The 25,694-nt window shown below is 67.1% G+C and carries 23 protein-coding genes; 5 read left to right on the top strand and 18 right to left on the bottom strand.

Annotated elements, in window-relative coordinates; translation table 11 throughout:
• Positions 1 to 9: 9 nt before the first annotated feature.
• The 13 genes from pcaD to M2299_RS09955 all read right to left on the bottom strand — a co-directional run bounded on the left by pcaD (position 10) and on the right by M2299_RS09955 (position 14,214).
• Positions 10 to 795: a 3-oxoadipate enol-lactonase gene (gene pcaD, locus M2299_RS10015; protein WP_100436132.1), complete on the bottom strand. Its 786-nt coding sequence runs from the start codon at positions 793 to 795 to the stop codon at positions 10 to 12.
• Between the two features lie 25 nt (positions 796 to 820).
• Positions 821 to 2,164 (bottom strand): 3-carboxy-cis,cis-muconate cycloisomerase, encoded by a 1,344-nt coding sequence (locus M2299_RS10010; protein ID WP_180831276.1) that lies wholly within the window; start codon positions 2,162 to 2,164, stop codon positions 821 to 823.
• Positions 2,165 to 2,254: 90 nt separating this feature from the next.
• Positions 2,255 to 2,818, bottom strand: coding sequence for a protocatechuate 3,4-dioxygenase subunit alpha (gene pcaG, locus M2299_RS10005; RefSeq protein ID WP_025875085.1), 564 nt, complete (start codon positions 2,816 to 2,818; stop codon positions 2,255 to 2,257).
• 4 nt (positions 2,819 to 2,822) lie between these two features.
• Positions 2,823 to 3,533 (bottom strand): protocatechuate 3,4-dioxygenase subunit beta, encoded by a 711-nt coding sequence (pcaH, locus tag M2299_RS10000; RefSeq protein ID WP_280884278.1) that lies wholly within the window; start codon positions 3,531 to 3,533, stop codon positions 2,823 to 2,825.
• 68 nt (positions 3,534 to 3,601) lie between these two features.
• Positions 3,602 to 4,810: a 3-oxoadipyl-CoA thiolase gene (pcaF, locus tag M2299_RS09995; RefSeq protein ID WP_280884297.1), complete on the bottom strand. Its 1,209-nt coding sequence runs from the start codon at positions 4,808 to 4,810 to the stop codon at positions 3,602 to 3,604.
• Between the two features lie 7 nt (positions 4,811 to 4,817).
• A complete protein-coding gene (locus M2299_RS09990; protein ID WP_033830892.1) occupies positions 4,818 to 5,465 on the bottom strand; it encodes a 3-oxoacid CoA-transferase subunit B in 648 nt (215 codons plus the stop codon).
• On the bottom strand, positions 5,462 to 6,142 hold the full coding sequence (locus tag M2299_RS09985) for a 3-oxoacid CoA-transferase subunit A (RefSeq protein WP_025875093.1): 681 nt from the start codon (positions 6,140 to 6,142) through the stop codon (positions 5,462 to 5,464). Before M2299_RS09985 ends, M2299_RS09990 begins: the two co-directional genes overlap by 4 nt.
• A gap of 171 nt (positions 6,143 to 6,313) precedes the next feature.
• Entirely contained in the window at positions 6,314 to 7,639 is a 1,326-nt protein-coding gene (locus M2299_RS09980; protein WP_280884277.1) for an MFS transporter, read from the bottom strand.
• Between the two features lie 53 nt (positions 7,640 to 7,692).
• Complete coding sequence (aroD, locus tag M2299_RS09975) at positions 7,693 to 8,544, bottom strand: type I 3-dehydroquinate dehydratase (RefSeq protein WP_223485160.1); 852 nt, start codon at positions 8,542 to 8,544, stop codon at positions 7,693 to 7,695.
• Positions 8,545 to 8,579: 35 nt separating this feature from the next.
• Positions 8,580 to 9,869: a carbohydrate porin gene (locus M2299_RS09970; protein WP_280884276.1), complete on the bottom strand. Its 1,290-nt coding sequence runs from the start codon at positions 9,867 to 9,869 to the stop codon at positions 8,580 to 8,582.
• 22 nt (positions 9,870 to 9,891) lie between these two features.
• On the bottom strand, positions 9,892 to 11,403 hold the full coding sequence (locus M2299_RS09965) for a right-handed parallel beta-helix repeat-containing protein (RefSeq protein ID WP_280884275.1): 1,512 nt from the start codon (positions 11,401 to 11,403) through the stop codon (positions 9,892 to 9,894).
• Between the two features lie 524 nt (positions 11,404 to 11,927).
• On the bottom strand, positions 11,928 to 13,493 hold the full coding sequence (locus M2299_RS09960) for a protein adenylyltransferase SelO (RefSeq protein ID WP_100436125.1): 1,566 nt from the start codon (positions 13,491 to 13,493) through the stop codon (positions 11,928 to 11,930).
• 31 nt (positions 13,494 to 13,524) lie between these two features.
• Positions 13,525 to 14,214, bottom strand: coding sequence for a glutathione S-transferase (locus tag M2299_RS09955; protein ID WP_025875105.1), 690 nt, complete (start codon positions 14,212 to 14,214; stop codon positions 13,525 to 13,527).
• A gap of 91 nt (positions 14,215 to 14,305) precedes the next feature.
• On the opposite strand from M2299_RS09955, the gene M2299_RS09950 reads away from it, so the two are divergent.
• Positions 14,306 to 14,725, top strand: coding sequence for a hypothetical protein (locus M2299_RS09950; RefSeq protein ID WP_280884274.1), 420 nt, complete (start codon positions 14,306 to 14,308; stop codon positions 14,723 to 14,725).
• Between the two features lie 78 nt (positions 14,726 to 14,803).
• On the opposite strand, the gene M2299_RS09945 is transcribed toward M2299_RS09950, so the two are convergent.
• The gene (locus tag M2299_RS09945) at positions 14,804 to 15,013 is read right to left on the bottom strand and encodes a cold-shock protein (protein ID WP_025875108.1); all 210 of its coding nucleotides are present in this window, start codon (positions 15,011 to 15,013) and stop codon (positions 14,804 to 14,806) included.
• A gap of 304 nt (positions 15,014 to 15,317) precedes the next feature.
• Here M2299_RS09945 and M2299_RS09940 point away from each other — a divergent pair, with 304 nt between their 5' ends.
• Positions 15,318 to 15,806: a YaiI/YqxD family protein gene (locus M2299_RS09940; protein WP_025875110.1), complete on the top strand. Its 489-nt coding sequence runs from the start codon at positions 15,318 to 15,320 to the stop codon at positions 15,804 to 15,806.
• A gap of 13 nt (positions 15,807 to 15,819) precedes the next feature.
• Here M2299_RS09940 and M2299_RS09935 read toward each other — a convergent pair whose 3' ends face one another.
• Positions 15,820 to 16,689: a pseudouridine synthase gene (locus M2299_RS09935; protein WP_280884273.1), complete on the bottom strand. Its 870-nt coding sequence runs from the start codon at positions 16,687 to 16,689 to the stop codon at positions 15,820 to 15,822.
• A gap of 128 nt (positions 16,690 to 16,817) precedes the next feature.
• Here M2299_RS09935 and M2299_RS09930 point away from each other — a divergent pair, with 128 nt between their 5' ends.
• The 3 genes from M2299_RS09930 (at position 16,818) to M2299_RS09920 (ending at position 20,708) form a co-directional block, all read left to right on the top strand.
• Positions 16,818 to 17,366, top strand: coding sequence for a YaeQ family protein (locus tag M2299_RS09930; protein ID WP_025875114.1), 549 nt, complete (start codon positions 16,818 to 16,820; stop codon positions 17,364 to 17,366).
• The gene (locus tag M2299_RS09925) at positions 17,363 to 18,547 is read left to right on the top strand and encodes an NAD(P)/FAD-dependent oxidoreductase (protein WP_032977610.1); all 1,185 of its coding nucleotides are present in this window, start codon (positions 17,363 to 17,365) and stop codon (positions 18,545 to 18,547) included. Before M2299_RS09930 ends, M2299_RS09925 begins: the two co-directional genes overlap by 4 nt.
• A gap of 91 nt (positions 18,548 to 18,638) precedes the next feature.
• A complete protein-coding gene (locus tag M2299_RS09920) occupies positions 18,639 to 20,708 on the top strand; it encodes an EAL domain-containing protein (protein ID WP_059063907.1) in 2,070 nt (689 codons plus the stop codon).
• A 118-nt stretch (positions 20,709 to 20,826) separates the two neighbouring features.
• On the opposite strand, the gene fabV is transcribed toward M2299_RS09920, so the two are convergent.
• The 3 genes from fabV to secD form a co-directional block, all read right to left on the bottom strand.
• Positions 20,827 to 22,086: an enoyl-ACP reductase FabV gene (gene fabV / locus M2299_RS09915; RefSeq protein WP_100436123.1), complete on the bottom strand. Its 1,260-nt coding sequence runs from the start codon at positions 22,084 to 22,086 to the stop codon at positions 20,827 to 20,829.
• Positions 22,087 to 22,828: 742 nt separating this feature from the next.
• Positions 22,829 to 23,809: a protein translocase subunit SecF gene (secF, locus tag M2299_RS09910; protein WP_025875120.1), complete on the bottom strand. Its 981-nt coding sequence runs from the start codon at positions 23,807 to 23,809 to the stop codon at positions 22,829 to 22,831.
• Between the two features lie 15 nt (positions 23,810 to 23,824).
• On the bottom strand, positions 23,825 to 25,681 hold the full coding sequence (gene secD, locus M2299_RS09905; RefSeq protein WP_033830879.1) for a protein translocase subunit SecD: 1,857 nt from the start codon (positions 25,679 to 25,681) through the stop codon (positions 23,825 to 23,827).
• Positions 25,682 to 25,694: the final 13 nt, after the last annotated feature.

Raw genomic sequence — 25,694 nt, 5'->3', positions numbered from 1 at the left:
TGTGCGGGATCAGTGCTGCGCCGAAAGATGCGCGGCCAGTGCGGAGGTGAACGCCTGCGGCGATTCCAGGTTGCAGATGTGGCGGCCCGGCACGGTGGCATGGTGGCCATGGGCCACGCCGTCGGCGATTGCCTGCAGCTCGGCCGGAGCGCATACCGGGTCGTCATTTCCGGCAATGGCCAGCAACGGCACGCCAATGCGGCCCAGCGCATCACGGAAGTCGGCCGTGCCCACGGCGTTGCAGCAGCCGGCATAGCCAACCACGCTGGTGGCGAGGAAGCGCTGCAGGATGTCTTCCACCTGGCTGGCATGGGTCTGCGCGAAAGCGGCGGTGAACCAGCGTTCGCGGGTGCCATCGACCAGCGGCAACAGGCCATCGTGCTGGACCTGGGCGATGCGCGCCTGCCAGCCGTCCAGCGTGCCGATCTTCGCTGCGGTGGCAGCCACCGTGAGCGTGCGCAGGCGATTGCCAGCATGCACGCCCAGCCACTGCCCGGTCAGGCCACCGATCGACAGCCCGCAGAAATGGCTGCGCGCGATGCCGAGGTGGTCCCACAGGGCCAGCACATCAGCGCCCAGTTCGGCCACGCTGTACAGCCCCGGCGGCGTGCTGGACTGGCCATGGCCGCGACGGTCATAGCGCAGGATGCGGTACTGCGAGGCGAGTGCATCCACCTGCGGCTGCCACATGCCCAGGTCGGTACCCAGCGAATTGCAGAAGGTCAGCCACTGCCCGTCGGCGCGGCCCTCGGTCTGGTAGTGCAGGCGATGCTGCGGAAGGTCGAGGAATGGCATGCGTGCTCCAGCGTTGAACGTAGGATCAGCCGCGCGCGAGCACGCGGTCGATCCAGGTATCGGCCATGCCGCGCCAGCTGTCTGCGGCGAACAGGGCATCCAGTTGTGCGGCGGAAAGCTGCGCGGTGACTTCGGGCATCTGCCCCAGCACCACGCGCAGGTGCTGCGATTGCGCAAGCGCCTGCCTGGCCGCTTGTTCCACCAGGGCATGTGCGGCGGGCTTGCCGATGCGCTCGCCCAGGGTGACCGCAACGGCTTCGGCGTAAAGCAGGCCGCCATGACTGTCCAGGTGCTGGCGCATGCGCTCGCGGTCCAGCTGCAGGCCCTGCACCACCACATCCACCTGGGCCAGGCTGCCCGCACACAGGCGCACGATCTCCGGCACGGTGTCCCATTCGGCGTGCCATTGGCCTGCTGCGCGCTCGTGCGGCTGCGGCATGGCAGTGAACAGCGTGGACAGCAGGCCCGGTACGCGCGTGGCGGCGGCAATGGCGGCCACGCAGCCCACCGGATTGCGCTTGTGCGGCATTGCCGAGGAACCGCCCTTGCCCTCGCCCGCCGGCTCGAAGGCTTCGGCCACCTCGGACTGCATCAGCAGCACGATGTCGGTGGCGATCTTGCCGAGACTGCCGGTCAGCAGTGCGAACACGCTGCCGAACTCGGCAATGCGGTCACGCGCGGTGTGCCAGGGCAACGCCGGCAGCGGCAACTGCAGCTCGGCAGCCAGGGCTTCGGCCACGTCCAGCCCGCGCGTCTGCAGCGAGGCCAGGGTGCCGGCGGCACCGCCGAACTGCAGCACCAGGGTGTCTGCGGCCAACGCATCCAGCCTGCGCTGGCTGCGCTGCAGGGCGTCGAGCCAACCGGCCGCCTTCAGGCCGAAGGTCACCGGCACTGCTTGTTGCAGCAGCGTGCGTCCGGGCAGCCCGGTGCCGCGCTCGGCCTCGGCCAGCCGCGCCAGCGCCATGCACAGCACGCGCAGGCGCGCCTGCACCTGGCTGACTGCCGCGCGCAGCTGCAGCACCGCGCCGGTATCGATGATGTCCTGGCTGGTGGCGCCCCAGTGCACCCAGCGCGCGGCCTCGGCATCGTTCGCCTTGACCTGCGCGGTGAGTGCCTTGACCAGTGGAATGGCCGGATTGCCAGCCAGTGCGGTGGCTGCCGACAGCGCCGGCAACGAATACAGATCGGCGCTGCAGGCCGCTTCGATCGGTGCCAGCGCGGCTGCGGGAATCACCCCGCACTGCACCTGCGCGCGCGACAGAGCGCGTTCGACATCGAGCATCGCCTGCAGGCGTGCTTCATCGCGGAACACGGCGTCGACGGCGGGGTCGCCGAACAGACCGCCCAGCAGCGTTGGGAAGTGGCTCATCGGTGCAGTCCATCCTGGGTAATCACAGCTTACCCGCGCCCGCCGCACGCGGGCGTGGAGTGGCCGGAAGGCGCGTCGGGCGCGCCGCGATCAGTATGCGAAGAACACCGTCTCGTCCGGGCCCTGCATGCGCACGTCCCAGTGGTACAGGCCCTTGCCCTGCGCCTGTGCGACCAGGGTGTGGCGGCGTTCGGCCGGCACCAGCGCGAGGATGCCGTCCTCGGCGTTGCTGGCTTCGTCACTGAAGTAGATGCGTGCACGGGTGGCCTGCAGCAGGCCGCGCATGAACACCAGCACCACCAGGTGCGGCGCCTGCGGCTCGCCACGCAGGCCCGGCACGCGGCCCGGCTTGACGGTGGTGAAGGCGAAGCGGCCCTGGTCGTCGGTGGGCACGCGGCCCCAGCCGTCGAAGGCCGGGTCGTGGTCGTCCCGGCGCGGGTCTTCGCCATGGGCATAGATGCCCTGCGCGTCGGCCTGCCAGATTTCCAGCACGGCATCGGACACCGGCACGCCATTGCCATCGAACACCTGGCCCTGCACTTCCACGCGCTCACCCTGCGCGGTGGCCGGGGCGATGTCGGTGCGGTACAGCGGTTCAAGGCCCAGGCGGTAGTACGGGCCCACGGTCTGCCATGGAGTGGATTGGAAACTCATGGTGTTACTCCCAGACGGTCATCTTGCGACCGCGCAGCACGATGTCGAAACGGTAGCCCAGCGCGAATTCGTTGGCGGTGTTTTCCCAATCGAACGAGGACACCATGCGCTCCCGCGCCTTGGCGTCGTCCACGCAGTTGTAGATCGGATCAAACGCCAGCAGCGGATCATTGGGGAAATACATCTGCGTGACCAGGCGCTGGCCGATGCCTTCGCCATGCAGCGAGAAGTGGATGTGTGCCGGGCGCCAGGCGTTGTAGTGATTGCGCCACGGGTACGCGCCCGGTTTGATGGTGGTGAAGCGGTAGCGGCCTTCGCTGTCGGTCAGCACCTGGCCGGTGCCCTGGAAGTTCGGATCCAGCGGCGCGTCGTGCTGGTCGCCCTTGTGCAGGTAACGGCCGGCGGCGTTGCACTGCCACACCTCCACCACGGTGTTGCGCACCGGGCGGCCGTTCTCGTCCAGCACGCGGCCGCTGACGATGATGCGCTCACCCTGCGGCTGGCCGGGGAAGCCGGCGGTCAGGTCGGCGGCATGCTCACCGAGGGTGACGCGGTTGATGCTCGGGCCGGTCACTTCCGAGAGCGTCACCGGGATCGCGATCGGGTCGGTTCCCGGGCCGCGCAGCGCGGTGGAGGCGTACGGCAGGTGGATGCGCGGCGGCTGGCTGCCGGGGTACGGCTTGCGGTAGCCGCGCAGTGGGGTGGGATCGCTCATGGCGTACTCCTGTTGGCGAGCGGCCCGGAAGCCGCAGCTGTCTTGAGATTACGGAATCAGGGGATGGTTCACACGCGCTCGATGGCCAGGGCCACGCCCTGCCCCACGCCGATGCACATCGTGGCCAGGCCACGGCGGCCACCGCTGGCCTCCAGCTGGCGCAGCAGGGTCAGCGCCAGGCGCGCGCCGCTCATGCCCAGCGGGTGGCCCAGCGCGATGGCACCGCCGTTGGGGTTCACGTGCGCGGCATCATCGGCCAGGCCCAGCTGGCGCATGCAGGCCAGCCCCTGCGACGCGAAGGCCTCGTTCAGTTCGATGGCATCGAAATCGTCGATGGCCAGGCCCAGCCGTGCCATCAGCTTCTGGCTGGCCGGCACCGGGCCCATGCCCATGATCGCCGGCTCCACGCCGGCACTGGCAAAGCCGAGGATGCGCGCGCGCGGGGTCAGGCCCAGCGCCTGCACCTGCGCACCGGAGGCCAGCAGCAGCGCGGCGGCACCATCGTTGATGCCCGAGGCGTTGCCGGCGGTCACCGTGCCCGGCTGGCGGAACAGCGGCTTCAGCTTGGCCAGTGCTTCGGCGGTGGTATCGCCGCGCGGGTGTTCATCGCGGTCGACGGTCACGGTTTCGCCGCGTTTGCGGCCCGGTACGTCCACCGCCACGATCTCGCCGTCGAAGAAGCCGCGCGCCTGCGCGGCGGCCGTTCGCTGCTGGCTGCGCAGGGCGAACGCATCCTGGTCCTCGCGGCTGACGCCGTAGCGCTCAGCCACGTTCTCGGCGGTCTGGCCCATGGTCTCCACGCCGTGCAGTTCACGCAGGCGCGGGTTGATGAAACGCCAGCCCATGGTGGTGTCTTCGATCTGCTGGTCACGGGCAAACGGCGAGGTTGCCTTGCCCATCACGAACGGCGCGCGCGACATCGATTCGACGCCGCCGGCAATCGCCAGGCCGAGCTCGCCGGCAGCAATGCCACGGGCCACGGTGCCGATCGCATCCAGGCCCGAACCGCACAGGCGGTTGATCGTGCTGCCGGGCACGCTCACCGGCAGGCCGGCCAGCAGCAGGCTCATGCGGGCGACGTTGCGGTTGTCCTCACCGGCCTGGTTGGCGCAGCCCAGGTAGACGTCCTCCACCAGCGCCGGGTCCAGCTGCGGGTGGCGCGCCAGCAGTGCCTTCAGCGGAATCGCGCCGAGGTCGTCGGCGCGCACACCAGACAACGCACCGCCGTAGCGGCCGATCGGGGTGCGGATGCCATCGACGATATAGGTCTCGTGCAGCGGCATTTCAGACTCCCTCGGCCAGTGCCAGCGGCAGGCCGGTCAGTTCACGCAGTTGATCGATGTCCACGCCCTCGACCATTTCCAGCACGGTCGCGCCGTCGGCGCCGAGGTCGAACACCGCCACATCGGTATACACGCGCGACACGCAGCGCAGGCCGGTCAGCGGATAGCTGCATTCGGCCACCAACTTGCTTTCACCCTGCTTGGTGAACAGGTCCATCATCACGAACACCTGCTTGGCCCCGATGGCCAGGTCCATTGCACCGCCCACGGCGGGAATCGCATCGGAGGCGCCGGTGCTCCAGTTGGCCAGGTCACCGTGCGCCGAGACCTGGAAGGCACCGAGCACGCAGATGTCGAGGTGGCCGCCACGCATCATCGCGAACGAATCGGCGTGGTGGAAATAGCAGCCACCGGTCAGCAGGGTAACCGGCTGCTTGCCGGCATTGATCAGGTCCGGGTCTTCCTGGCCGGGCGCCGGTGCCGGGCCCATGCCCAGCAGGCCGTTTTCCGACTGCAGCAGTATCTCCTTGTCCGCCGGCAGGAAGTTGGCCACCGTGGTCGGCAGGCCGATGCCCAGGTTGACGTAGGCCCCTTCGGGAATATCGCGCGCCACGCGCGCGGCCATCTGTTCGCGGCTGAGCTTGTTCATGCCTGCACTCCTTCTGCGGCCACCGGCACCACGCGCTGCACGAAGATGCCGGGGGTCACCACGGCCTCCGGGTCCAGCTCGCCCAGCGGCACCACCTCACGCACCTGCACGATGGTGCAGCGCGCGGCCATCGCCATCAGCGGGCCGAAGTTGCGTGCAGTCCGGCGATACACCAGGTTGCCCCAGCGATCGCCGCGGTCGGCCTTGATCAGCGCGAAATCGGCATGCAGCGGGTACTCGAGCACGTAGTGGCGACCGTCGATCTCGCGCGTTTCCTTGCCCTGGGCCAACTCGGTGCCATAACCGGTGGGCGTGAAGACCGCGCCCAGCCCGGAACCGGCCGCATGGATGCGCGCGGCCAGGTTGCCCTGCGGCACCAGCTCCAGTTCGATCTCGCCGGCGCGGTAGGCCGCGTCGAAGTGCTGCGAATCGGCCTGGCGCGGGAAGGAGCAGACGATGCGGCGCACGCGCTTGTGCTTGATCAGCGCAGCCAGGCCGGTATCGCCGTTGCCGGCATTGTTGTTGATGATGGTCAGCTCGCGCGCACCCTGTGCAATGAGCGCATCGATCAGCTCGTCGGGCATGCCGGCAGTGCCAAAGCCGCCGATCATCACGGTCGCGCCATCATGGATATCGGCCACCGCTGCTTCCACGCTGGCTACGCTCTTGTCGATCACTGCATTGCTCCTTGCCCTGCCTGCCGGCGGTCATCACCGCCACGCTGCAGGGCCACTGCGAAGGGAAAACATGACCCGGACATGGTCGCCATGGCACGTCGCCCGGTCAATGCGATATTCGGCCATTCGATTCGATAATCGCACATTGAGTGATGTGCTCCGGCCATCGGTTCAACGCCGGTTCTGACCCACGCCCACGCGCAGGCCGAGGCACGCCCATGCCGCCAGCAGCAGCGGCGCAGCGCACAGCACGTACAACGAGGACGGCTGCCAGCCACCATCGACCAGAACACCCACCGTGAGTGGCGAGAGGATCGCACCGACCCGGCCGATGCCGATGGCCCAGCCCAGGCCGGTGGTCCGCACTTCGGCGGCGAACACCACCGGCGCGGCCGCATACAGGCCGGCCATCGCTGCGAACAGTGCCGCACCGATCACGAAGGCCAGCGGGAAGGCCACGCCCAGCTGCGTGCTGAAGGCCGCAAAGCCCAGCATCGAAACCATCGCCAGCAGCAGCGCGCCGGCCGTCAGCCTGGACAGCGACCAGCGCGAGGCCAGCCAGCCGAACAGGCTGCCGCCAACGATGCCGCCCAGGTTCAACAGCACGCCACCGGTGATGCCCTGCTGCGCCGACACGCCGGCCGAGACCAGCAGCTTCGGCGTCCAGCTCAGCACGAAATAGAACGCGAACATGTGCAGGAAGAACGCCAGTGCGATCAGCAGCGCGACGCGGCGCAGGTCACCCACGAACAGCGCGGCATAACCCTGGCGCTGGCCGTCGCGCACCGGCGCTGGCGGCAGCGCCTGCAGCTCTGGCATGCGCATGCGCGAGAGCAGCGCGTTCAAGCGTGGCAAGGCATTGGCCGGGCGACGCGCGACCAGGAAATCCAGCGATTCGGGCAGGCATTTGAGCACCAGCGGAATGCACAGCAGCGATGCCGCTGCGCCGACCAGGAACACGCTGTGCCAGGCCCAGTGCTCCAGCATCCACGCAGCCAGCAGACCGCCAGCGGTCGCACCGATCGGGTAGCCGGTGGCCTGCAGCGCGACTGCGGTGCTGCGCCACTTGGCGTTGGCGTACTCGGCGGTGATCACCCCCACACCGGCCAGCATGCCGCCGATGCCGATGCCGGTGTACACGCGCAGCGCACCCAGCTGCCAGGCGTCGGCGGCCAGCGCGGACAGCGCCATGCCACTGGTGAGGATCAGCAGGCAGCACACGATCATCGGCCGCCGCCCCCAGCGGTCGGCCAGCGGTGCCAGCAGGAACGAACCCAGCGCCATGCCGACCAGGCCGGCACTGAGCATCAGCCCCAGTACCTTGCCCGACAGCGCCCAGTCCGCCGAAACATGCGGCGCGGTGAAGGCCATGACCATCACATCGAAGCCATCAAGCATGTTCAACAGCACGCAGATGGCGATGGCGGTCCACTGGAAGGGACTCATCCGTTCAAGGACAAGCGACGGTGCGGCGGCGGAGGCGGAGGCGTGGCTCATGGTGCGGTTTCCTGCAACAGCGTGGTGCGGTGGAACGTCCGGCGGGGAAGGTCTCAGTGACCGGCCTGGCTGGATGCATGGATGACCTGCAGGACGTCCTGGAGGCGCTCAACCTCGACCTGGCCTGGCGCCGACGGGGTGCCGATCATGCCGAAGGTCAGGGCTTGGCCGAAGGTTTCGCCGGCCAGGCGCGAAACCACGCCGGTGCCGCCCATCGACATGGTCAGCAGCGGCTTGTCGCTCTGCTGGCGCACCTGCCAGGTGGCATCGAGCAATGCCAGCACATCGCCAGCGTCGCGCGGCATCACCGCGATCTTCAGCACGTCCGCGCCAAGGGCCTGCTGCTTGAGCAGGCGTGCGACGATTTCCTCGCGCGGTGGCGTGGCGTGGAAGTCATGGCTGGACATCACCACTTTCACGCCAGCCTTGTGGGCCTGCGCCACCAGCGCCTGCACCACCTTCGGATCGCGGAACATCTCCACGTCGATCAGCTGGGCGACACCACCGCGCAGCAGCGCGGCGTAGAGCTTGCCGTAGTCGGCATCGCTGATCGGCTTGGCGCCCCCTTCGGCCTTCGTGCGGAAGGTCACGATGGCTGGCTTGCCTCCCAGCGTGGCCTGGATGCGCTTGCCCAGCGCGACCAGCGCCTTGCCATCGGTGGCGATGTCCAGGTAGTCGATGCGCCATTCGGCGATGTCGGTGGATCTGCTGGCGGCGATGGCCGCGGCCTGCTGCAGAGCGACATCTGCGGTGGCACCGGTGATCGGTACGATGGTGCGCGGGCTGCCCTCGCCGATGCGTAGTTGGCCGACCTGTAGCACCGCCGGTGGCGGCGCGGCCAGGCCCAGCAAGGGGGAGGAGGCGAGCACGCCGGCGAGGACAACGGAAGCGAGCGGAATTTTCATCACAGTCACCACAGCATGGAAGGAGCGCGCGGCCATCAGAAGGTCACCTTGGCCTGGACACCCACGGCCCAGGCGTTGTCGGTACCGCTGTAATTGAACGTGCCCGGGTTGACGATGTACTGCACGTCCGGGCGGATCATCAGCCAGGGGTTCACCTGGAAGCTGTAGGACAGCTCGAACAGCTCCTCGGCCTGGCTGAGGTTGTACAGCGGCGAATCGGTGGGCACGCCCCCGGCGGCCAACGTGGCGCGCCGCGCATCGACCAGGCGGTGGTTGATGTCAGCGCCGACGTAGCCCAGCGCGATGCTGTCCTGCGCACGCGCGCCGATGCCCTGGTAGACGCCGCCCAGCGCGTACCAGCGCTTGATCTGCGCGGTATCGGTGTCGGACACCATGTACTGCGCGAAGGCGGTCAGGCCGCGGCTCGGGTCGGCCGATTCCTGGGTCAGGCGCTGTTCGGCCAGCACGTAGGCGCCGTGGCGCCCGGTGGTCGGCGAGGTATCGAGGCCGCGCTTGTCCACGCGCGACGTGTCGTAGTAGCCACCGAACTTGTAGACGCCGGCGTAGCGGCTGCCCTTGGCCGGCGTCCAGGTCACCTCCACCGGAAACAGCGAGCCGGTGGTGCCCGAAACGAACGGACGGAATGCGTTGCGTTCGATGTTGCCGCCCAGATTCGGGTTGACCTGGAACCAGCCCGTGCGCACGTTCACCGCCGGGCTGATCTGCTGGGCGAACTCACCACCCCAGCGTGCCATCGGATAGTTGTACCAGCCGCTGTTGCCGGACATCGCCAGCGGGTGGGCGCAGAATGCGGCGTTGACGAAGTGGGTCAGCAGGCTGTGCAGGCCGAACTGGTTGCCCATCGCGTAGTACCCCAGCTTATAGTACGACCGGCCCGCATTGAAGGTCTGGTCGTAGCTCAGCTCGGTCAGCCGCGTGTACTGGCCGCCATACGCCTCCTGGATCGGGAAGCGGTTGCCGACGAAGTCCACCGAGGTGCTGCGGCCACGACGATCGTTGAGGGTGAAGTGGAACGCACCGCCGTCCCAGCCGGCCAGCTTGCCCATGTCCAGGTCCACGCCCACCCGCACCTGCTGCGCATAGCGCGCGCCGGTTTCGCCGTAGCCACCATCGACCACACCCATGGCCTCGCCCACGTAGTCGCCGCGGAAGGCAACGCCGCGCTCGAACAGTTCGGTGCGGGTGCCGCCCCAGTCGCCGGTAAGCGTCTTGCCTTCGTAGCGGTTGCTGGACTGCGCGCTGGCCACGGCTGGCAGCAGCAGGGCGGCCAGCATGCCCAGGGAAACAGGTTTCGCAGGATTCATGATCGCGGTCTCGTGGAGGTGATCAGCGCAGCGACAGCGGCGCACTCAGCGGGGAGGTGGCGCCCGGCGCCGAGGTAACCGTGGCGGTCAGGCTGCCGGCAGCGGCAGCGTCGGTCCCTGCACCGAGCGGGAAGGTGAAGCTGCCCTGCCCCTGCGCGTCGGTACGTGCTTCCACACTGCCCAGCACCCACTCGGCCTCGTTGCCGGTGGCGGCGCGGTTGCCGAACACTTCCACCTGGTAGCGGGTATCAGGCACGCCCTGGAAACGACCGGTCAGCAGGCGCTGCCCACCCTTGCCCTGCACTGCGGTCAGCTGCGGTGCGGCCTGGCCGAGGTTCGGCAGTGGCTGGCAGCCGGCCTGGCCGGCAGCGGTGCAGATGCGCGCACGCTTGGACGCATCGTTGTCCACGCCACGGCCACGGGAGCCGACGAAGCTGGCGTGCTCCAGGCCCGGCACACCGAACACGATGGCGCCACGCGGCTGGCCCTTCACGCAGGCCCCGCCGGCTTCGCAGCGCTCGATCGGCAGGCCGTTGCCGTAGATGCGGTTGCCGGTGAAGCGGTTCGGCGCACTGACCGGCTGCGGGCGCACGCCGATGCCGATGCCATTGCCGCTGATGGTGTTGCCGTCGACCACGTTGCCGCTGCCGGTGATGCTCAGGCCCAGCGAATTGCCGGTGAAGGTGTTTGCCGCGATGTAGTTGCGGTTGCCCCAGTTGATCTGCAGGCCATCGGAGTAATCGACGAAGCGGTTGTGGACCACGCTGTTGTCGTTGCCCCACAGGATCTCGATGCCCTGCGAAGGTTCCGGGTTGGCCCTGGTGGATTGGAACAGGTTGTCGGCCACCAGGTTCCAGGCCGCGCCGCGGGTCAACTCCAGGCCGTCGCCGTTATCGAGGAATACGTTGCGCACGATGCGGTTGTGCACGGTGGTGGTGGCGGTGGACTGGCCCTTGCCGTCATCACCGGTGAGCATGATGCCGGCGCCGCCCTTGTTGGCGACGATGCGGTTGTCATGGATCTCGTTGTGGCTGGAGCGGTTGACCAGCACGCCGATGCAGAAATTGCGGATCTCCAGGCCGGCCAGCTCCACGCCCTGGGTATCGCGCAGGACCAGGCCCGGCAGCGTGGTGGTGCGCACGTTGGTGCCGGACTGGCCCGGCTCGGCGCCTGGGCAGGCATCGGTACCGGTGCCGGTCACGTAGGCCGAGCCATCGATGGCGACGTACTGGCCATCGCGTTCCCAGGACGTGCCGATGATCTGCACCGGCCCCTTGATCTCCGGCAGCGGCGTGGCCGGCGTGATGACGTAAGGCGCAGCGCCCACGGCCGCGATCTCGATGCGGTAGCGACCCGGCGCCGCATTGGCAGTGGTGATCGCCCAGCGCAGCGAGCCGGCGTTGGCGTCGTCGGCGTAGCGGTCCACACGCAGCACCTGCAGTGCCTCGCGCGGCGGTTCGGCCTGGTAGGCCAGCGCCAGCGACGGCAGCACGGCAAGCAGGGACAGGGAAACAATGGACAGACGACGGCGCATGCGATCACTCCGCGCAGAGGAAGGAAAATCCGGCGGCCTTCCCCCTGCACCTGGCATCAGCACCGGACCGGCTGCTTCCCTCGCCCCGCCAGGGGTGGATCGCTTGGACTGCTATGAAACTGCGGAAATGAAAGTAGATTTATCGCACTGCACCATTCAAGTGCGGTAATCGACTGCGTGTGCGAATATCGCACTGAATGCGTACTACCATCGTTGTAGGCGAGGTGTTTGCAGGGCTTGCAGCCCTGCACTGCCAGGAGCCAGAGCAACAGATCTCGAAACAGATCGGGGGCAGATCCGGCAGATCGCGGCCAACTATCGAAGGCGGGGCACTGTGGGTTTGCGGGGTGTGAGCCGCATGGATGCGGCGACCAAGCCTCCATGGACGGATTCACGGCGCCCTCGCAAACCCAAAGTGCCCTGCCATCCCTCGGAATCCCGACGTTGCTGTTGCTGCTGCTGAGGTTGCCGACCAGCGGCCGGCACTACAGCGGGTGCAGGGCGCAGCCCTGCAAAGGAAAACCCTACGAACTGCAGGACAGCATCGAACAGCCTGCGCGGTCGTCAGCCCACGCCGGCCGCTTGCCGGCGTAATGTTCCAGCCCCGGGCGTTCGGTGTACGGATCACGCAGTACGTCCTGCAGGGCATGCACACCGCCCAGGTCGCCCTGCTCGGCGCGGTCGATCGCTTCCTGTGCCAGCCAGTTGCGCAGCACATACAGTGGATTGGCCGCACCCATCTTCGCGACACGCTCGGCTGCCGGCAGCGGATCGGCACGCAGCCGCGCCGCGTACTCCTGCAGCCACTGCTGCAGAGGTTCCTGTACCGCGTGCTGGCGCTCGGCGTCGTAGAAGACCTCGGCCAATACGCTTGCATCGGGTGCGTTGGCATCGATGCGCATCAACGCACGCCATGCCAGGGTCATGTCCATGCCGCCGTCCTGCATCAGCTGCTGCCAGCGCTGGTAAAGCTGCAGATCGGCATCATCGGCCGCGGCCAGCCCCAGCTTGGCCGCAACATCGCGGCGGGTGCAGGCGACAAAGGTCGCCTGGTAAGCGGCCAGCCCTGCCTGCAGCGGCTGCACGTCGGCGAACAACGGCGACAGCGCCTGCGCAAGCCGGTTGAGATTCCAGTACGCCACCTGCGGCTGGGTGCCGAAACGATAGCGGCGTCCCTGCGCATCGGTGGTGTTCGGGGTCCAGTCCGGGTCGAAGTCTTCGACCCAGCCATAGGGGCCATAGTCCAGCGTCACGCCGAGCACGGAAAGGTTGTCGGTGTTCATCACCCCATGCACGAAGCCCACGCGCATCCAGTGCGCGATCATCTCTGCGGTACGCACGGCGATCTGTGCGAACCAGTCGCCATACAGCGCTTCGCCCTGCCCCGTCAGTTCCGGGAAATCGCGGGCGATGCACGCCTCGACCAGTTGCTTCAGCAGTGCGGTCTCGCCACGTGAAGCAGGCAGTTCAAACGAACCAAAGCGCAGGAACGAGGGCGATACCCGGCAGACGATCGCGCCGGGCTCCGCACGGGGATGACCGTCGTAGAACATGTCGCGCACCACGTCTTCGCCGGTGCCGACCAGCGACAGGGCGCGCGTGGTCGGCACACCCAGGTGATGCATGGCCTCGCTGCACAGGAATTCACGGATCGACGAGCGCAGCACCGCACGGCCGTCGGCGCCGCGCGAATACGGCGTCGGCCCGGCACCCTTCAGCTGAAGCTCCCAGTGCCGGCCATCGGGGGCGATCACCTCGCCCAGCGAGATGGCGCGGCCATCACCGAGCTGACCGGCCCAATGGCCGAACTGATGGCCCCCATAGTTGGCCGCCCACGGCTGCATGCCCGCGTACAACGCGTTGCCGCCGAACACCTCGGCGAAGCTTTCGTCATCGACCTGCGCAGGATCGAACCCCAGCATCCCGGCAACCTCCGGCGACCACGCCAGCAGCACCGGCGCTGCGACAGGCGTCGGCATCACCGGCGACCAGGCCGCACCCAGCACTTCGCGCCGGCGCGGACCGGACTCGGGATCGCCCGGCAGCAGATTCAGCAGGCGGTTGTCGAACTGGGGGGCAGTGGTATCCATGGGCAAAGCATGGGGGCGGCGACGGCCATCCTCAATCGCCGCGCAGGGCCTGCAATGCCCCGCCGTGCGCCTCGGCGCGCCGGTAGGCCGGGCGCTCGCCGATGCGCTTGAGGAAGCCACGCAATGCCGGCTTGTCGTCCAGCCCGCCGCCGCGTGCGGCCGCCGCCTGGATCGGGAAGCTCATCTGGATGTCCGCAGCGGTGAAGCGTTCGCCTGCAAACCAGGGGCTTTCGGCCAGGCGCCGTTCCATCCAGTCCAGATGCAGGCGTCGCTGCGGGCCGATGAAACCGCGCTCGGCCTTGTCGGCGATGCTGCGGGCGATCGGCCGCGCGAAGAACGGCATCGGCGCGCTGCGGATGCGGCTGATCACCAGGGTCAGCAGCATCGGCGGCATGGCCGAACCTTCGGCATAGTGCAGCCAGTAGCGGTAATCGATGCGCTCTTTGCCTTCGGCCGGTACCGGCGACGGCGACAGCTGGCGATGCACGTCGTAGCGGTCAACCAGGTAGTCGAGGATGGCGCCGGATTCGGCCAAGATGAGGTCGCCATCCTGCAGCACCGGCGCCTTGCCCAGCGGATGCACCTGGCGCAGTTCCGGCGGCGCCAGCAGGGTCTTCGGGTCGCGCGGGTAGCGGCGCAGTTCGTAGTCCAGCCCCAGCTCTTCCAGCATCCACAGCACGCGAAGCGAACGGGAATTTTCCAGATGATGGACGATGCGCATGGGCGGCTTCCGCAGAAAGGTGCCCGATGGTAGCGCGGCCTGGTGCACGCAGGTGTCTGCTACCCTGCCCGGCCGTGGAAGGCCTGCCAGCATGGACACCCCGCCGTTCGATGCACTGCTTGGTTACCTCGGGCAATCCGAGGACCACAACTGGACGCAGTACATCTGCGAACACGTTGCCAAGGGCGTCCTGCGCAGATTCGAAGCGCACGATTGGCAGCGCCTGCAGAAGATGATCGCAGCGCAGCCCGCGTTCTGGCAGCAACGCTGCACCGACGCGCTGGGTGAATGCATGAGGCCCGAAGCCTTGCCGCTGCTGTTCAGTCAGCTCCATTCCAGCGATGACGACAGCCGGATACTGGCGGCCTACCACCTGCAATGGATGGAAGTGCCGGTGGGTCCGGAGGTGGTTGACGTCCTGCGCGAGATCCTGTCGTGCATTCCGGCAGCCGAACGCGCCGAGTACCAGGAAATAACCCAGCTGCTGGATCGGGCGCTGGCTGCGGGTTGAACCCGTCGTGCGACGCAAACGAAAAACGCCGGGAGCTTTCGCTCCCGGCGTTCTGGCTACCAAACGGTAGCAGACGGATTAGACCGCCTGCACCTGGTCAGCCTGCATACCCTTCTGGCCCTGGACGGCGACGAAGGTAACCTTCTGGCCTTCCTGCAGGGTCTTGAAGCCGGTGCCCTGGATCGCGCGGAAATGCACGAACAGGTCCGGGCCGCTTTCCGGGGTGATGAAGCCGAAGCCCTTGGCGTCGTTGAACCACTTGACAGTGCCGGTCTGACGATCAGACATATTTACTAACTCCTGAAACACATGTTGAAAAAAATCGCAGCCACCGGGTATCGGGGCCGAGACTGAGTTGCAGGCGTTGGTAAAGCGGATCGATGAGCGGATCGTGAGATCAACTGCACCAGGCCACGATTCACGGTGACCCTAGCAAACACAGTGGGCCAGACGATACGCGTGTTTTGAGCAAAAAGCGATAGCCATGATATTCAGCGTCAAACGGCCCGCCCCTAGACAGGGCAAGGGGTTGCACCAGATCGAGGCTAAACCCGGGTCCCCATTCAGGTTTTTCCTACCCTACACTGGGTAAATGACTGAAGCTGAAACCCGAGCTGAACCCCTGCTCCCCCGCATCTGGGTGGACGCAGACGCCTGCCCTGTTGTCATCCGCGACATCCTGTTCCGCGCAGCTGAACGGGTCGGCGTGGAGCTGACCCTGGTCGCCAACCAGTGGATCCGCACCCCGCCTTCGCGCTGGCTGCGCTCCATCCAGGTTCCGCAGGGACTGGATGTGGCTGACAGCGCCATTGTCGAACGGATGGCTGCCGGCGACCTGGTGGTCACCCAGGACATCCCCTTGGCGGCCCTGGTGCTGGAGAAGAAGGGCGTGGCCCTGAACCCGCGCGGCCAGCTGTACACCCCCAACAACATGGCCGAGCGGCTGTCGATGCGCAATTTCATGGAAGAACTGCGTGGCGCCGGCGTCCAGACCGGCGGGCCACCGCCGCTCGGCGCGCGCGACCGCCAGTTGTTCGCTGCCGAGCTGGACCGCTGGCTGGCGCGACGACCGGGCAGGTGAATCCGGCTGTGCGTCAGCCGGGAACGCACAAGGTGCGCGTGCTGCGGAAGCTGCGTCGCTGGCCGGTCAACGGATCATCGAAGGCCAACACCTGCGCCAGCAGCTGCAACGGCGGCTCGGCCGCACGCTCTGGCCGCACGTGCAGCTGCGGATAAAACTCGTCCCCCAGGATCGGCGCCCCGAGCGCGGCCATATGGACGCGCAGCTGATGCTTGCGCCCGGATTCGGGCGCAAGCCGATAGCGCCAGACCGGGCCGTGCGCATCAATGACCTCGATACGGGTCAGCGCATTCGGCTCGCCGGGAACTTCAGCCATACGGAAGAACGGGTCCCCCGGCTGCAGCCGGCTATGCCGCTCCAGCGGAAACCGCAGGTCCGGCAAGGCCGGCGCCAGCGCCTCGTAGGTCTTCTCGATGCGGCGCTCACGAAACAGCCTCTGGTACGCGTCGCGCGTTTGCGGCTGGGTGGAAAACAGCACCAGGCCGGCCGTCAGCCGGTCCAGTCGGTGCAACGGCACCAGGTCGACGTTGCCGGTGCGCTCGACCAGGCGTGCCAGCAGGGTCTGGCGCACAAAAGCACCGGCCGGCGCGGTCGGCAGGAAGTGCGGCTTGTCGGCCACCAGCAGGTGCGCGTCGCAATGCAGGATGTTCTCTTCGAAGGGAATCACCGGCTCATCGGCCACTTCACGGAAGTAGCGGATCTCCAGCCCCACCTGCCACGGCATGTCCGGCGCCAGCGCCCTGCCCTGTGCGTCCTGTATCCGCCCGCGTGCGAAGCGACTCTCCCATTGCAGCCGGTCGATGCGCGGGAAGCGCGCGCACAGGCCATCCAGCAGGGAAACCCAGTCACCGGGCGGCAGCTGAAGTCGGCTGGGCAGGGACATACGACAGGACACGCCAGAAGCATCAGGGCGGCCAGCGTGCCACCGATCAGGCCCTGCCGACACCCCCCATACCGGACACCCCCGGGGCAAACCTCTATCATTGACGGTCTTTACCCCTCTGGATCTTCATGGCCCTCACCGCCACCATCCGCAAGGCCGAACTGCAGATCAGCGACATGGATCGCGGCTACTACGCGACCCACAACCTGACCCTGGCCCAGCATCCGTCCGAAACCGACGAACGCCTGATGGTGCGCCTGCTCGCCTTCGCGCTGAACGCTGGCGACCGCCTGGAATTCGGCCGCGGCCTGAGCACCGACGACGAGCCGGACCTGTGGGAACACGACTACACCGGCGACATCCTGCAGTGGATCGACCTCGGCCATCCGGACGAGTCGCGCATCCGCAAGGCCAGCAACCGCAGCCGGCAGGTGCAGGTGGTCAACTACGGCGGCAATGCATCGGACATCTGGTGGCAGAAGCAGGGCAAGGGCCTGGCCCGCTTCGACAACCTGTCGGTGGTCGACCTGGACGGCGGCTTCGTCGATCTGTGGGGCCAGCAGATCCAGCGTGCGATGCGCTGGAGCGTGCTGATCCAGGACGCCGAAGTGCAGCTGCTCAATGATCAGATGCAGCTGGACGTGATCCCCAACTGGCGAAAGCGCGCCAAGGCATGAGCACGATCCGCTGCGACGTGCTGGTCATCGGTGCCGGCGCTGCCGGGCTGATGACCGCGATCACGGCGGGCCAGCGAGGCCGGCATGTGCAGGTGATCGACCACGCCAACAAGATCGGCAAGAAGATCCTGATGTCCGGCGGTGGCCGCTGCAACTTCACCAACACCGGCACCACCCCGGCCAACTTCCTGTCGGCCAATCCGCATTTCTGCAAGTCGGCACTGGCGCGTTACTCGCCCTACCACTTCATCGAGATGGTCGAGCGCCACGGCATCGCCTATCACGAGAAGGAACTGGGCCAGCTGTTCTGCGATGTTTCGTCCAAGCAGATCGTGAAGATGCTGGTGGACGAATGCCAGCAGGCCGGCGTGCAGATCCGCACGCAGTGCAGCGTGGAGCGCATCGAGCACGGCACTGACGGCTTCCGCGTGCACACCACGCACGGCCTGTTCCATTGCGCCTCGCTGGTGGTCGCCACCGGCGGCCTGTCCATTCCCAGCCTGGGTGCAACCGGATTCGGCTATGAGATCGCGCGCCAGTTCGGCCACCAGGTGCTGCCCACCCGCGCCGGCCTGGTGCCGTTGACCCTCAGCGGCACCCACCAGGAGCGCCTGGCCGAGCTCAGCGGCGTCGCCCTGCCGGTCGAGGCCAGCAGCAACGGCACCCGCTTCCGCAACTTCATGCTGCTGACCCATCGTGGCGTCAGTGGCCCGGCCATCCTGCAGATTTCCTCGTTCTGGCAGCCCGGCGACGCGCTGTCGCTGGATCTGCTGCCCGGCCAGGATGCCGCCGAATGGCTGCGCCAGATGAAACGCGAACGCCCCGCCGCGGAACTGCGCACGGTGCTGGGCGATGTGCTGCCCAAGCGGCTGGCGCAGCGCCTGTGCGAGCACTGGCTGCCCGACCGCCCGGTACGCCAGCTGGACGAGCCGGACCTGCGCAAGGCCGCACAGGTGCTTTCAGCGTTTCCACTGGTGGCCAGCGGCACCGAGGGCTACCGCACCGCCGAAGTCACCCTGGGCGGCGTCGATACCAACGAGGTCTCTTCCTCGACGCTGGAATCCAAGCGCGTACCCGGCCTGCATTTCGTCGGCGAGGTGCTGGACGTGACCGGCTGGCTGGGCGGCTACAACTTCCAGTGGGCCTGGGCCAGCGGGCACGCGGCCGGCGGCGTGGTGTGAACCGCATCGCCGTTCCATGCACGCAACCGTTGCGCGCATGGACGCGCCGCCACGCATCGTGTATCTAGATTTGCAGATTGGGGAGCAGTGCATGCAGAACGCGAACGACATCACCATCCGCCTGCTGATCGTCGATGACAGCGGCGAGAACGCCGAAGCCATCGTCAGCACCCTGCGCAACAGCGGCATCGCCGTGCGCCCATGGCGCCCGCAGGACTCGGCCGAGCTGTCGCAGGTGCTGGCCAGCCAGGCGATCGACCTGGTGCTGGCTGCGCCCTCGCAGAGCATTCCGCTGCCACTGGTGGCCCAGCACATCGCCGCCAGCGGCAAGGACATCCCGCTGGTGCTGCTGGCCGAACGCATCGACGAGGACGAACTGGTACAGGCCAGCAGCAACGGAGTGCGCGCCCTCGCCCTGCGTCAGCGCGCCGAACACCTGCTGGCGGTGGTCCGCGACCAGTGGGTCGACCTGCAGGCGCGCCGCGGCCTGCGCCGGATCGAAGCGCAGATGCGCGAGACCGAGCGTCGCTGCGACGCGCTGATCGCCTCTTCGCGCGAGCCGATTGCCTATGTCCACGAAGGCATGCATATCCGCGCCAACGATGCCTACCTGGAAATGTTCGGTTACGAGGATTTCGAGGAGGTCGAAGGCATCTCGTTGCTGGACATGGTTGCCGCCCAGCACGTGGATGATTTCAAGCAGCTGCTGAAGTCACTCAGCCGCGGCGAAGCGCCTCCGCCACAGTACCAGCTGGACGCCCGCCACCAGGACGGCAGCGCCTTCCCGGCGACGATGGAATTCACCGCGGCCACCTACGAGGGCGAATCCTGCCTGCAGGTGGTGTTCCGCCGGCGCATGGAATTCGACCCGGAGCTGGCGCGCGAGGTCGAGGACCTGCGCCAGCGCGACCAGGTCACCGGCCTGCTCAACCGCCCCACCTTCATGCTTCAGGTCGAGGACGCGGTTGCCCAGGCCGGGCGCAGCGAAGGTCAGTTCGGCCTGCTGATGGTCGAGCCGGACCATTACGCGCGCCTGCTCCCGGATATCGGACTGGCCTCGGCCGACGCCCTGATCGGCGCCCTCGCCGCCCTGCTGGCCGACGTTGTTGGCGACGATGCGCAGCTGGCCCGTTTCGGCGAACACAGTTTCGCCGTACTGCAGTCCGGCCCCTATGCGCAGACCGTGGCACTGGCCGAGCGCATCCGCGAAGCCTACGCCGCACACGTCTTCAGCATCGGCGCGCGCTCGGCCACGGTGACCGTCAGCATTGGCGGGGTGCAGGTGGGCGAGAAGATCGCCAGCATCGGCCAGGTGCTGGCGCGCGCCAGTGAATGCACGCAGGCCGCAGCCGCCCTCGGCAATACCTGCCGCATCTTCGACCCGGCCGCTGTTGATCGCGTGGAGGAAGAGCGCGTGCAGCGCTGGGTCGCACGTATCCGCGAAGCCCTGGCAGGCGATGGCTTCCAGTTGCATTACCAGCCGGTGCTGAACCTGCAGGGCGAGTCGCTGGAGCTGTATGAAGCCTACCTGCGGCTGGAACACAACGGAGAGCTGCTGAGCCCGACCGCCTTCCTCGGCATTGCCGAAGAACATGGCCTGCTGGCGGACATCAATTGCTGGGTCGTGTCGCAGGCAATCGCGGTGCTGGGCGCGCGTGCCCGCGAGGGTCATCCCACCCAGGTGCTTGTGAAGGTCACGCCGGAATCGTTCGATGATCCGAAGATGATCGCCACGCTGCGCCAGCAGCTGCAGGCGCACGGCGTGCCGGGCGAACGCCTGTGGCTGCATGCACCGGAATCGAAGGTGTTCACCCACCTGCGCAGTGCCCAGCAGTTCCTGGCGGAAGTGGCACCGCTCGGCTGCCGGATCGGCCTGGAGCAGTTCGGCTCGGGCCTGGACTCGTTCCAGCTGCTGGCCCACTTCCAGCCGCAGTTCCTCAAGCTTGATCGCGGCTTCACCAGCGACCTGGCCGCCACCCGCGAGAACATCGACCGGGTCAGCCAGATAACCGCACGCGCGCAGGAAGCGGGCATCCGCACCATCGCCGAGTTCGTCAGCGACGCCAACTCGATGACACTGCTGTTCAGTGCCGGCGTGGACTACGTGCAGGGCGATTTCGTCGGCCCGGCAGCGCCGGCGATGAACTTCGAGTTCGGCTGACACCTCACCGGTAGCGCCGGGCCATGCCCGGCGGGTGGCCCGCAGACCGCTGCGCTCGCCGGGCATGGCCCGGCGCTACCCATGAAGAAGGCCGGCTTGCGCCGGCCTTTTCCGCTGATCAGGTCAGATCGACCAGGTTGTCGATCTTCACGTCCGGGTTGACGTCGGCTTCGTAATCGACGCCCTCGACACCGAAACCGAACAGGCGCAGGAAATCGGCCTTGTAGCCGGCCAGGTCGCTGATCTCGTACAGGTTCTCGTTGGTCACCTGCGGCCACAGCGCCAGCACCTTGCCCTGCACGTCAGCGGCCATTTCCTTGTAGTCGGCGCGCAGGCGGCCTTCCTCATCGATCAGCGCAACGGTATGGCCATCGCCATCGACCAGGTCGTGGCGCAGGCGATCGACCGCCACGCCATCGGCCTTGGCGCCGTACAGGATGTCGTACAGCACGTCGAGCTGCTCGATGCAGCCTTCGTGGGTGCCCTTTTCCTTCATCACCTTGAACAGCAGCGACAGGTACAGCGGCATGGTCGGAATGGCCGAGCTGGCCTGGGTCACCACCGCCTTCAACACCGACACGCGCGCATCGCCGCCGATCCTGGCCAGCTTCTCGCGCAGCCCCAGCACCTTGTCGTCCAGATCCTTCTTGGCAGCACCGATGGAGCCGTTCCAGTAGATCGCCTGGGTGATCTCTTCGCCCACATAGGTGAAGGCCGTGGTGGTGCAGCCGTTGGCCAGCACGCCGGCATCGGCCAGCGCGTCGATCCACATCTGCCAGTCCTCGCCGCCCATCACCGCGACGGTGCCGGCGATCTCTTCCGGGGTGGCCGGCTGCAGATGGGTTTCGGTCAGCACTTCCTTGTCGGTATCCAGGCCACGCAGGGTGATCGGCTCGCCGATCGGCTTCAGCGTGGAGCTGATGATCTCGCCCGTCTTGGGATGCTTGCGGCGCGGTGCGGCCAGGCTGTAGACCACCTGGTCGACCTGGCCGAGATCGGCCTTGATCATCTCGATGGTCTTGGCCTTCACCTCATCGGAGAACGCATCGCCGTTGATGCTCTTGGCATACAGACCCGCTTCGTCGGCGTACTTGTGGAACGCCGCCGAGTTGTACCAGCCCGCCGTGCCTGGCTTGGTTTCAGTGCCCGGGCGCTCGAAGAAGATGCCCAGGGTTGCCGCGCCACTGCCGAAGGCGGCAGTGATGCGCGCGGCCAGGCCGTAGCCGGTCGAGGCGCCGATCACCAGCACGCGCTTGGGGCCGTTCTGGATCGGCGGGCGCGCACGGATGTAGTCGATCTGCTGCTTGACGGCGGCGTCGCAGCCGGTCGGGTGGGTGGTGACGCAGATGAAGCCGCGGACGCGCGGTTTGATGACCATGAAGACCTCGGGTTGGCAGGTGCGGCGCGCGGGGCGCTCAGCAGGAATACGTGGCGCGCGTGCGCGCGAACCGCAGGATCGTAGTGCGCGGGGGAAGATTGCACAACCGACGGCGGCGTAGGGTGGGTTTCTTTTTGCAGGGTTGCACCCTGCACCCGCAGAGGCAACGTCAACGGCAGAAGCTGGGTTCCTGTGGGTTGGCGGGGTGGGGGGGGGGGGGGGGGGGGGGGGCGGGGCGGGGGGGGGGGGCGGGGGGGCCCCCCCCGGGGGGGGGGGCCCCCCCACCCCGGCCCCCCCCCCCCCCGCCCCCCCCCCCCCCCCCCCCCCCCCCCCCCCCCCCCCCCCCCCCCCGCCTTCGACAGTTTCCCGCGATCTGTCTGAACGGCATTCTGCTCTGGTGGGTGTCGACCTTGGTCGACACGGTAGATCTGATCCAAATTTGATTATCGATATCTGACAGATGTGTCGACCAAGGTCGACACCTACCAACAGCCGCAGGAATCTGTCGGGGGTGGGGCCATGTGGGTTGGCAGGACCGTTGGCGCCATGGATGGCGCCATCGAGCCCCCATGGACGGGTTTACGGCGTGTCCTGCCAACCCACATGGCCCCGGCCAGCCAGCAGAAAGCCAGCTCCGCTGTGGACGTTGACGTTGCTCTTGCCTCTGCGGGTGCAGGGCGCAGCCCTGCCAACAAAAAACCCCGCTTGCGCGGGGTTCTCTGTGTACTGCAAGCAGCAATGCTTACGGACGGCGCGCCAGGGCCTCGACGTCCTTGGCCTTGGGCAGCAGGTCCTGCTTGGTCACGCGCAGGGCACCCACGGTCAACATCGGCACCGCCACCAGGATCGAGGACAGCACCACGATCACCGCACCGATCATGTGCGTCTCGGCCAGGCCTTCCATCGAGCTGCCACCGTACAGGTACAGGGCCAGTGCGGACAGGAAGAACATCACCGCGGTGATTACCGTACGCGACAGCGTCTGGTTGATCGAACGGTTCAGCACTTCCATCGGCTCCACGCGCAGGCTGCGGAAGTTCTCGCGGACGCGGTCGAACACCACGATGATGTCGTTGATCGCAAAGCCCATCACCGACAGCAGGCCGGCCAGCACGGTCAGGTCGAACTCACGGCCCAGCAGCGACACGTAGGCCACCGTCACGATCAGGTCGAACATCGCCACGATGCTCGCGGTGACCGCGAACTTCCATTCGAAACGCACCGCGATGTAGATCAGGAAGCCGGCCAGCATGAAGATGGTGGCGTACAGGCCATTCATCGCCAGGTCCTTGCCGATCTGCGGGCCAACGAACTCGTTGCGCAGCACGGTGGCCTGGTTGTCAGCCGAAGAGACCGCCTTGACCACGGCCGCGGCAGTCGCCTTGTCCTCGGCCGAAGCGCCGCCGGTACCCGGAGCGTGCTCACCGTGCGGGGCCAGGCGGATCAGCAGGTCGGTGTTGCCACCGACGCTCTGTACCTGGGCGCCATCGAAGCCGTTCTGCTCAAGTTTGCTGCGGACGTCCTCGACATCCACCGCGTGTTCGAAGCGGGCTTCGATCAGGGTGCCGCCGGTGAAGTCCAGAGCGTAGTTGAAGCCCTTGAAGCCGATGATGCCGATCGAGGCCAGGAACACGATGATCGTGACGACCATCGCGACATGGCGCCAGCGCATGAAGTCGATCTTGGTATCGTTCGGGAGGATGTGCAGCGGAAACAGTTTCATGTGCGTGTCGTCCCGTCAGATGGCCACGTTCTGGAGCTTCTTGCGACGGCCGTAGATCAGCGTCGCCAGTGCACGCGATACGGTGATCGCGGTGAACATGGAAGCGAAAATACCGATGATCATGGTCAGCGCGAAGCCCTTCAGCGGACCGGTACCGAATGCGAACAGCGCCACACCGACGATCAGGCCGGTCAGGTTGGCGTCGAGGATGGTGCCCGACGCGCGCTCGTAACCGGTCACGATCGCGGTCTTGCCCGGCACGCCGGCACGCAGTTCTTCACGGATACGCTCGTTGATCAGCACGTTGGCGTCGACCGACAGACCGACCGACAACGCCAGGCCGGCAAAGCCCGGCAAGGTCATGGTCGCGCCGAACAGCGACATCACCGCCACCACGATCAGCAGGTTGAACAGCATCGCGATCGAAGTAATGAGGCCGAACATGCGGTAGTAGATGGTGAAGAACACCAGGGTGAACATGAACGCATAGACCACCGCGGTGATGCCGTTCTTGACGTTCTCCGCGCCCAGGCTCGGGCCGACCACGCGCTCTTCGACGAAGTCCATCGGCGCAGCCAGCGAGCCCGACTTCAGCAGCTTGGCCAGGTCCTCGGCTTCCTTCTTCTGCAGACCGGTGGTCTGGAAGTTCTTGCCGAACACGCCGTTGATGTTGGCCACCGAGATCACTTCCTCGTTGACCTTGAAGCCACGCACTTCCTCACCGTCGACGACGGTCACGGTCGGTACGCGCTCGGTGTAGACCACCGCCATCGGCTTGTTCACGTTCGCGCTGGTGAAGTCGAACATGCGCTGGCCACCGACGTTGTTCAGCGTCACGCTGACTGCCGGGGTGCCGCTGGTGGAGTCGGTCACCGCCTGCGCGGCCACCATCTGGTCACCGGTGACGATCACGCGCTTGTTCAGCAGCACCGGACCGCCGTTGTCACGGCGCTGGTAGACCTTCGCTTCCGGCGGAATACGACCCGACGCGATGGCGTCCTGCGCGTTGCCTTCCACCACGGCCCGGTATTCCAGGGTGGCGGTGGCACCGATCATGCGCTTGGCTTCGGCCGTGTCCTGCACGCCCGGCAGCTGCACCACCACGCGATCAGCACCCTGGCGCTGGATGATCGGCTCGGACACGCCGAGCTGGTTCACGCGGTTGCGCAGGGTGTTGATGTTCTGCTCGATGGCGCCGTTGGCGATCTGCGTGATTTCCGCTTCCGGAATGGAGACCGTGATGCGGTTGCCACTGACGTCATAGCCGAGGGTCGGCTGCGCCTTGGCCAGCGCGGCGCGGGCACGGGTACCGGCGTCTTCGCCGGCCGAGGGGCTCAGGTTGGCGACGATGGTGTTGTCGGCACGACGCTCGACCGACTGGTAGGCGATGCGCGCATCACGCAGGGTGCTGCGCACGTCCTCGGTGTAGGCGTCCAGGCGCTTGTCCAGCGCGGCTTTCTGGTCGACCTGCAGCACGAAGTGCACGCCGCCCTGCAGGTCCAGGCCCAGCACCATCGGGCGGCCGCCGAGCTTGGCCAGCCAGTCCGGCACGGTCGAGGCCAGGTTCAGGGCAACCGTGTAGTTCTCGCCCACGCTGTCACGCAGCGCATCGCTGGCGGCAGACTGCGACTTCAGGTCCGACAGGCGGACGATCAGGCTGTCCCCTTCCTTCTCTGCACCGATCGTGGTGACACCGGCCTTTTTCAGGTCGGCCAGCACACGGTCGCGCAGCGCATCGTCGATCTGCCCGCCACGGTTGGCGGTGATCTGGATGGCCGGGTCCTTCTGGTAGATGTTGGGCAGTGCGTACAGCGTGCTGAGCGCCAGTACGATCACGATGACGACGTACTTCCAGCGTGGAAATTCGAGCATTGCTTGGGTCCCG

This window comes from Stenotrophomonas sp. 1278 (assembly GCF_029892765.1).
Taxonomy (GTDB): domain Bacteria; phylum Pseudomonadota; class Gammaproteobacteria; order Xanthomonadales; family Xanthomonadaceae; genus Stenotrophomonas; species Stenotrophomonas indicatrix.
The sequence above is the reverse complement of the archived record's forward strand: the minus strand, read 5'-3'. Positions and strand labels throughout refer to the sequence as shown.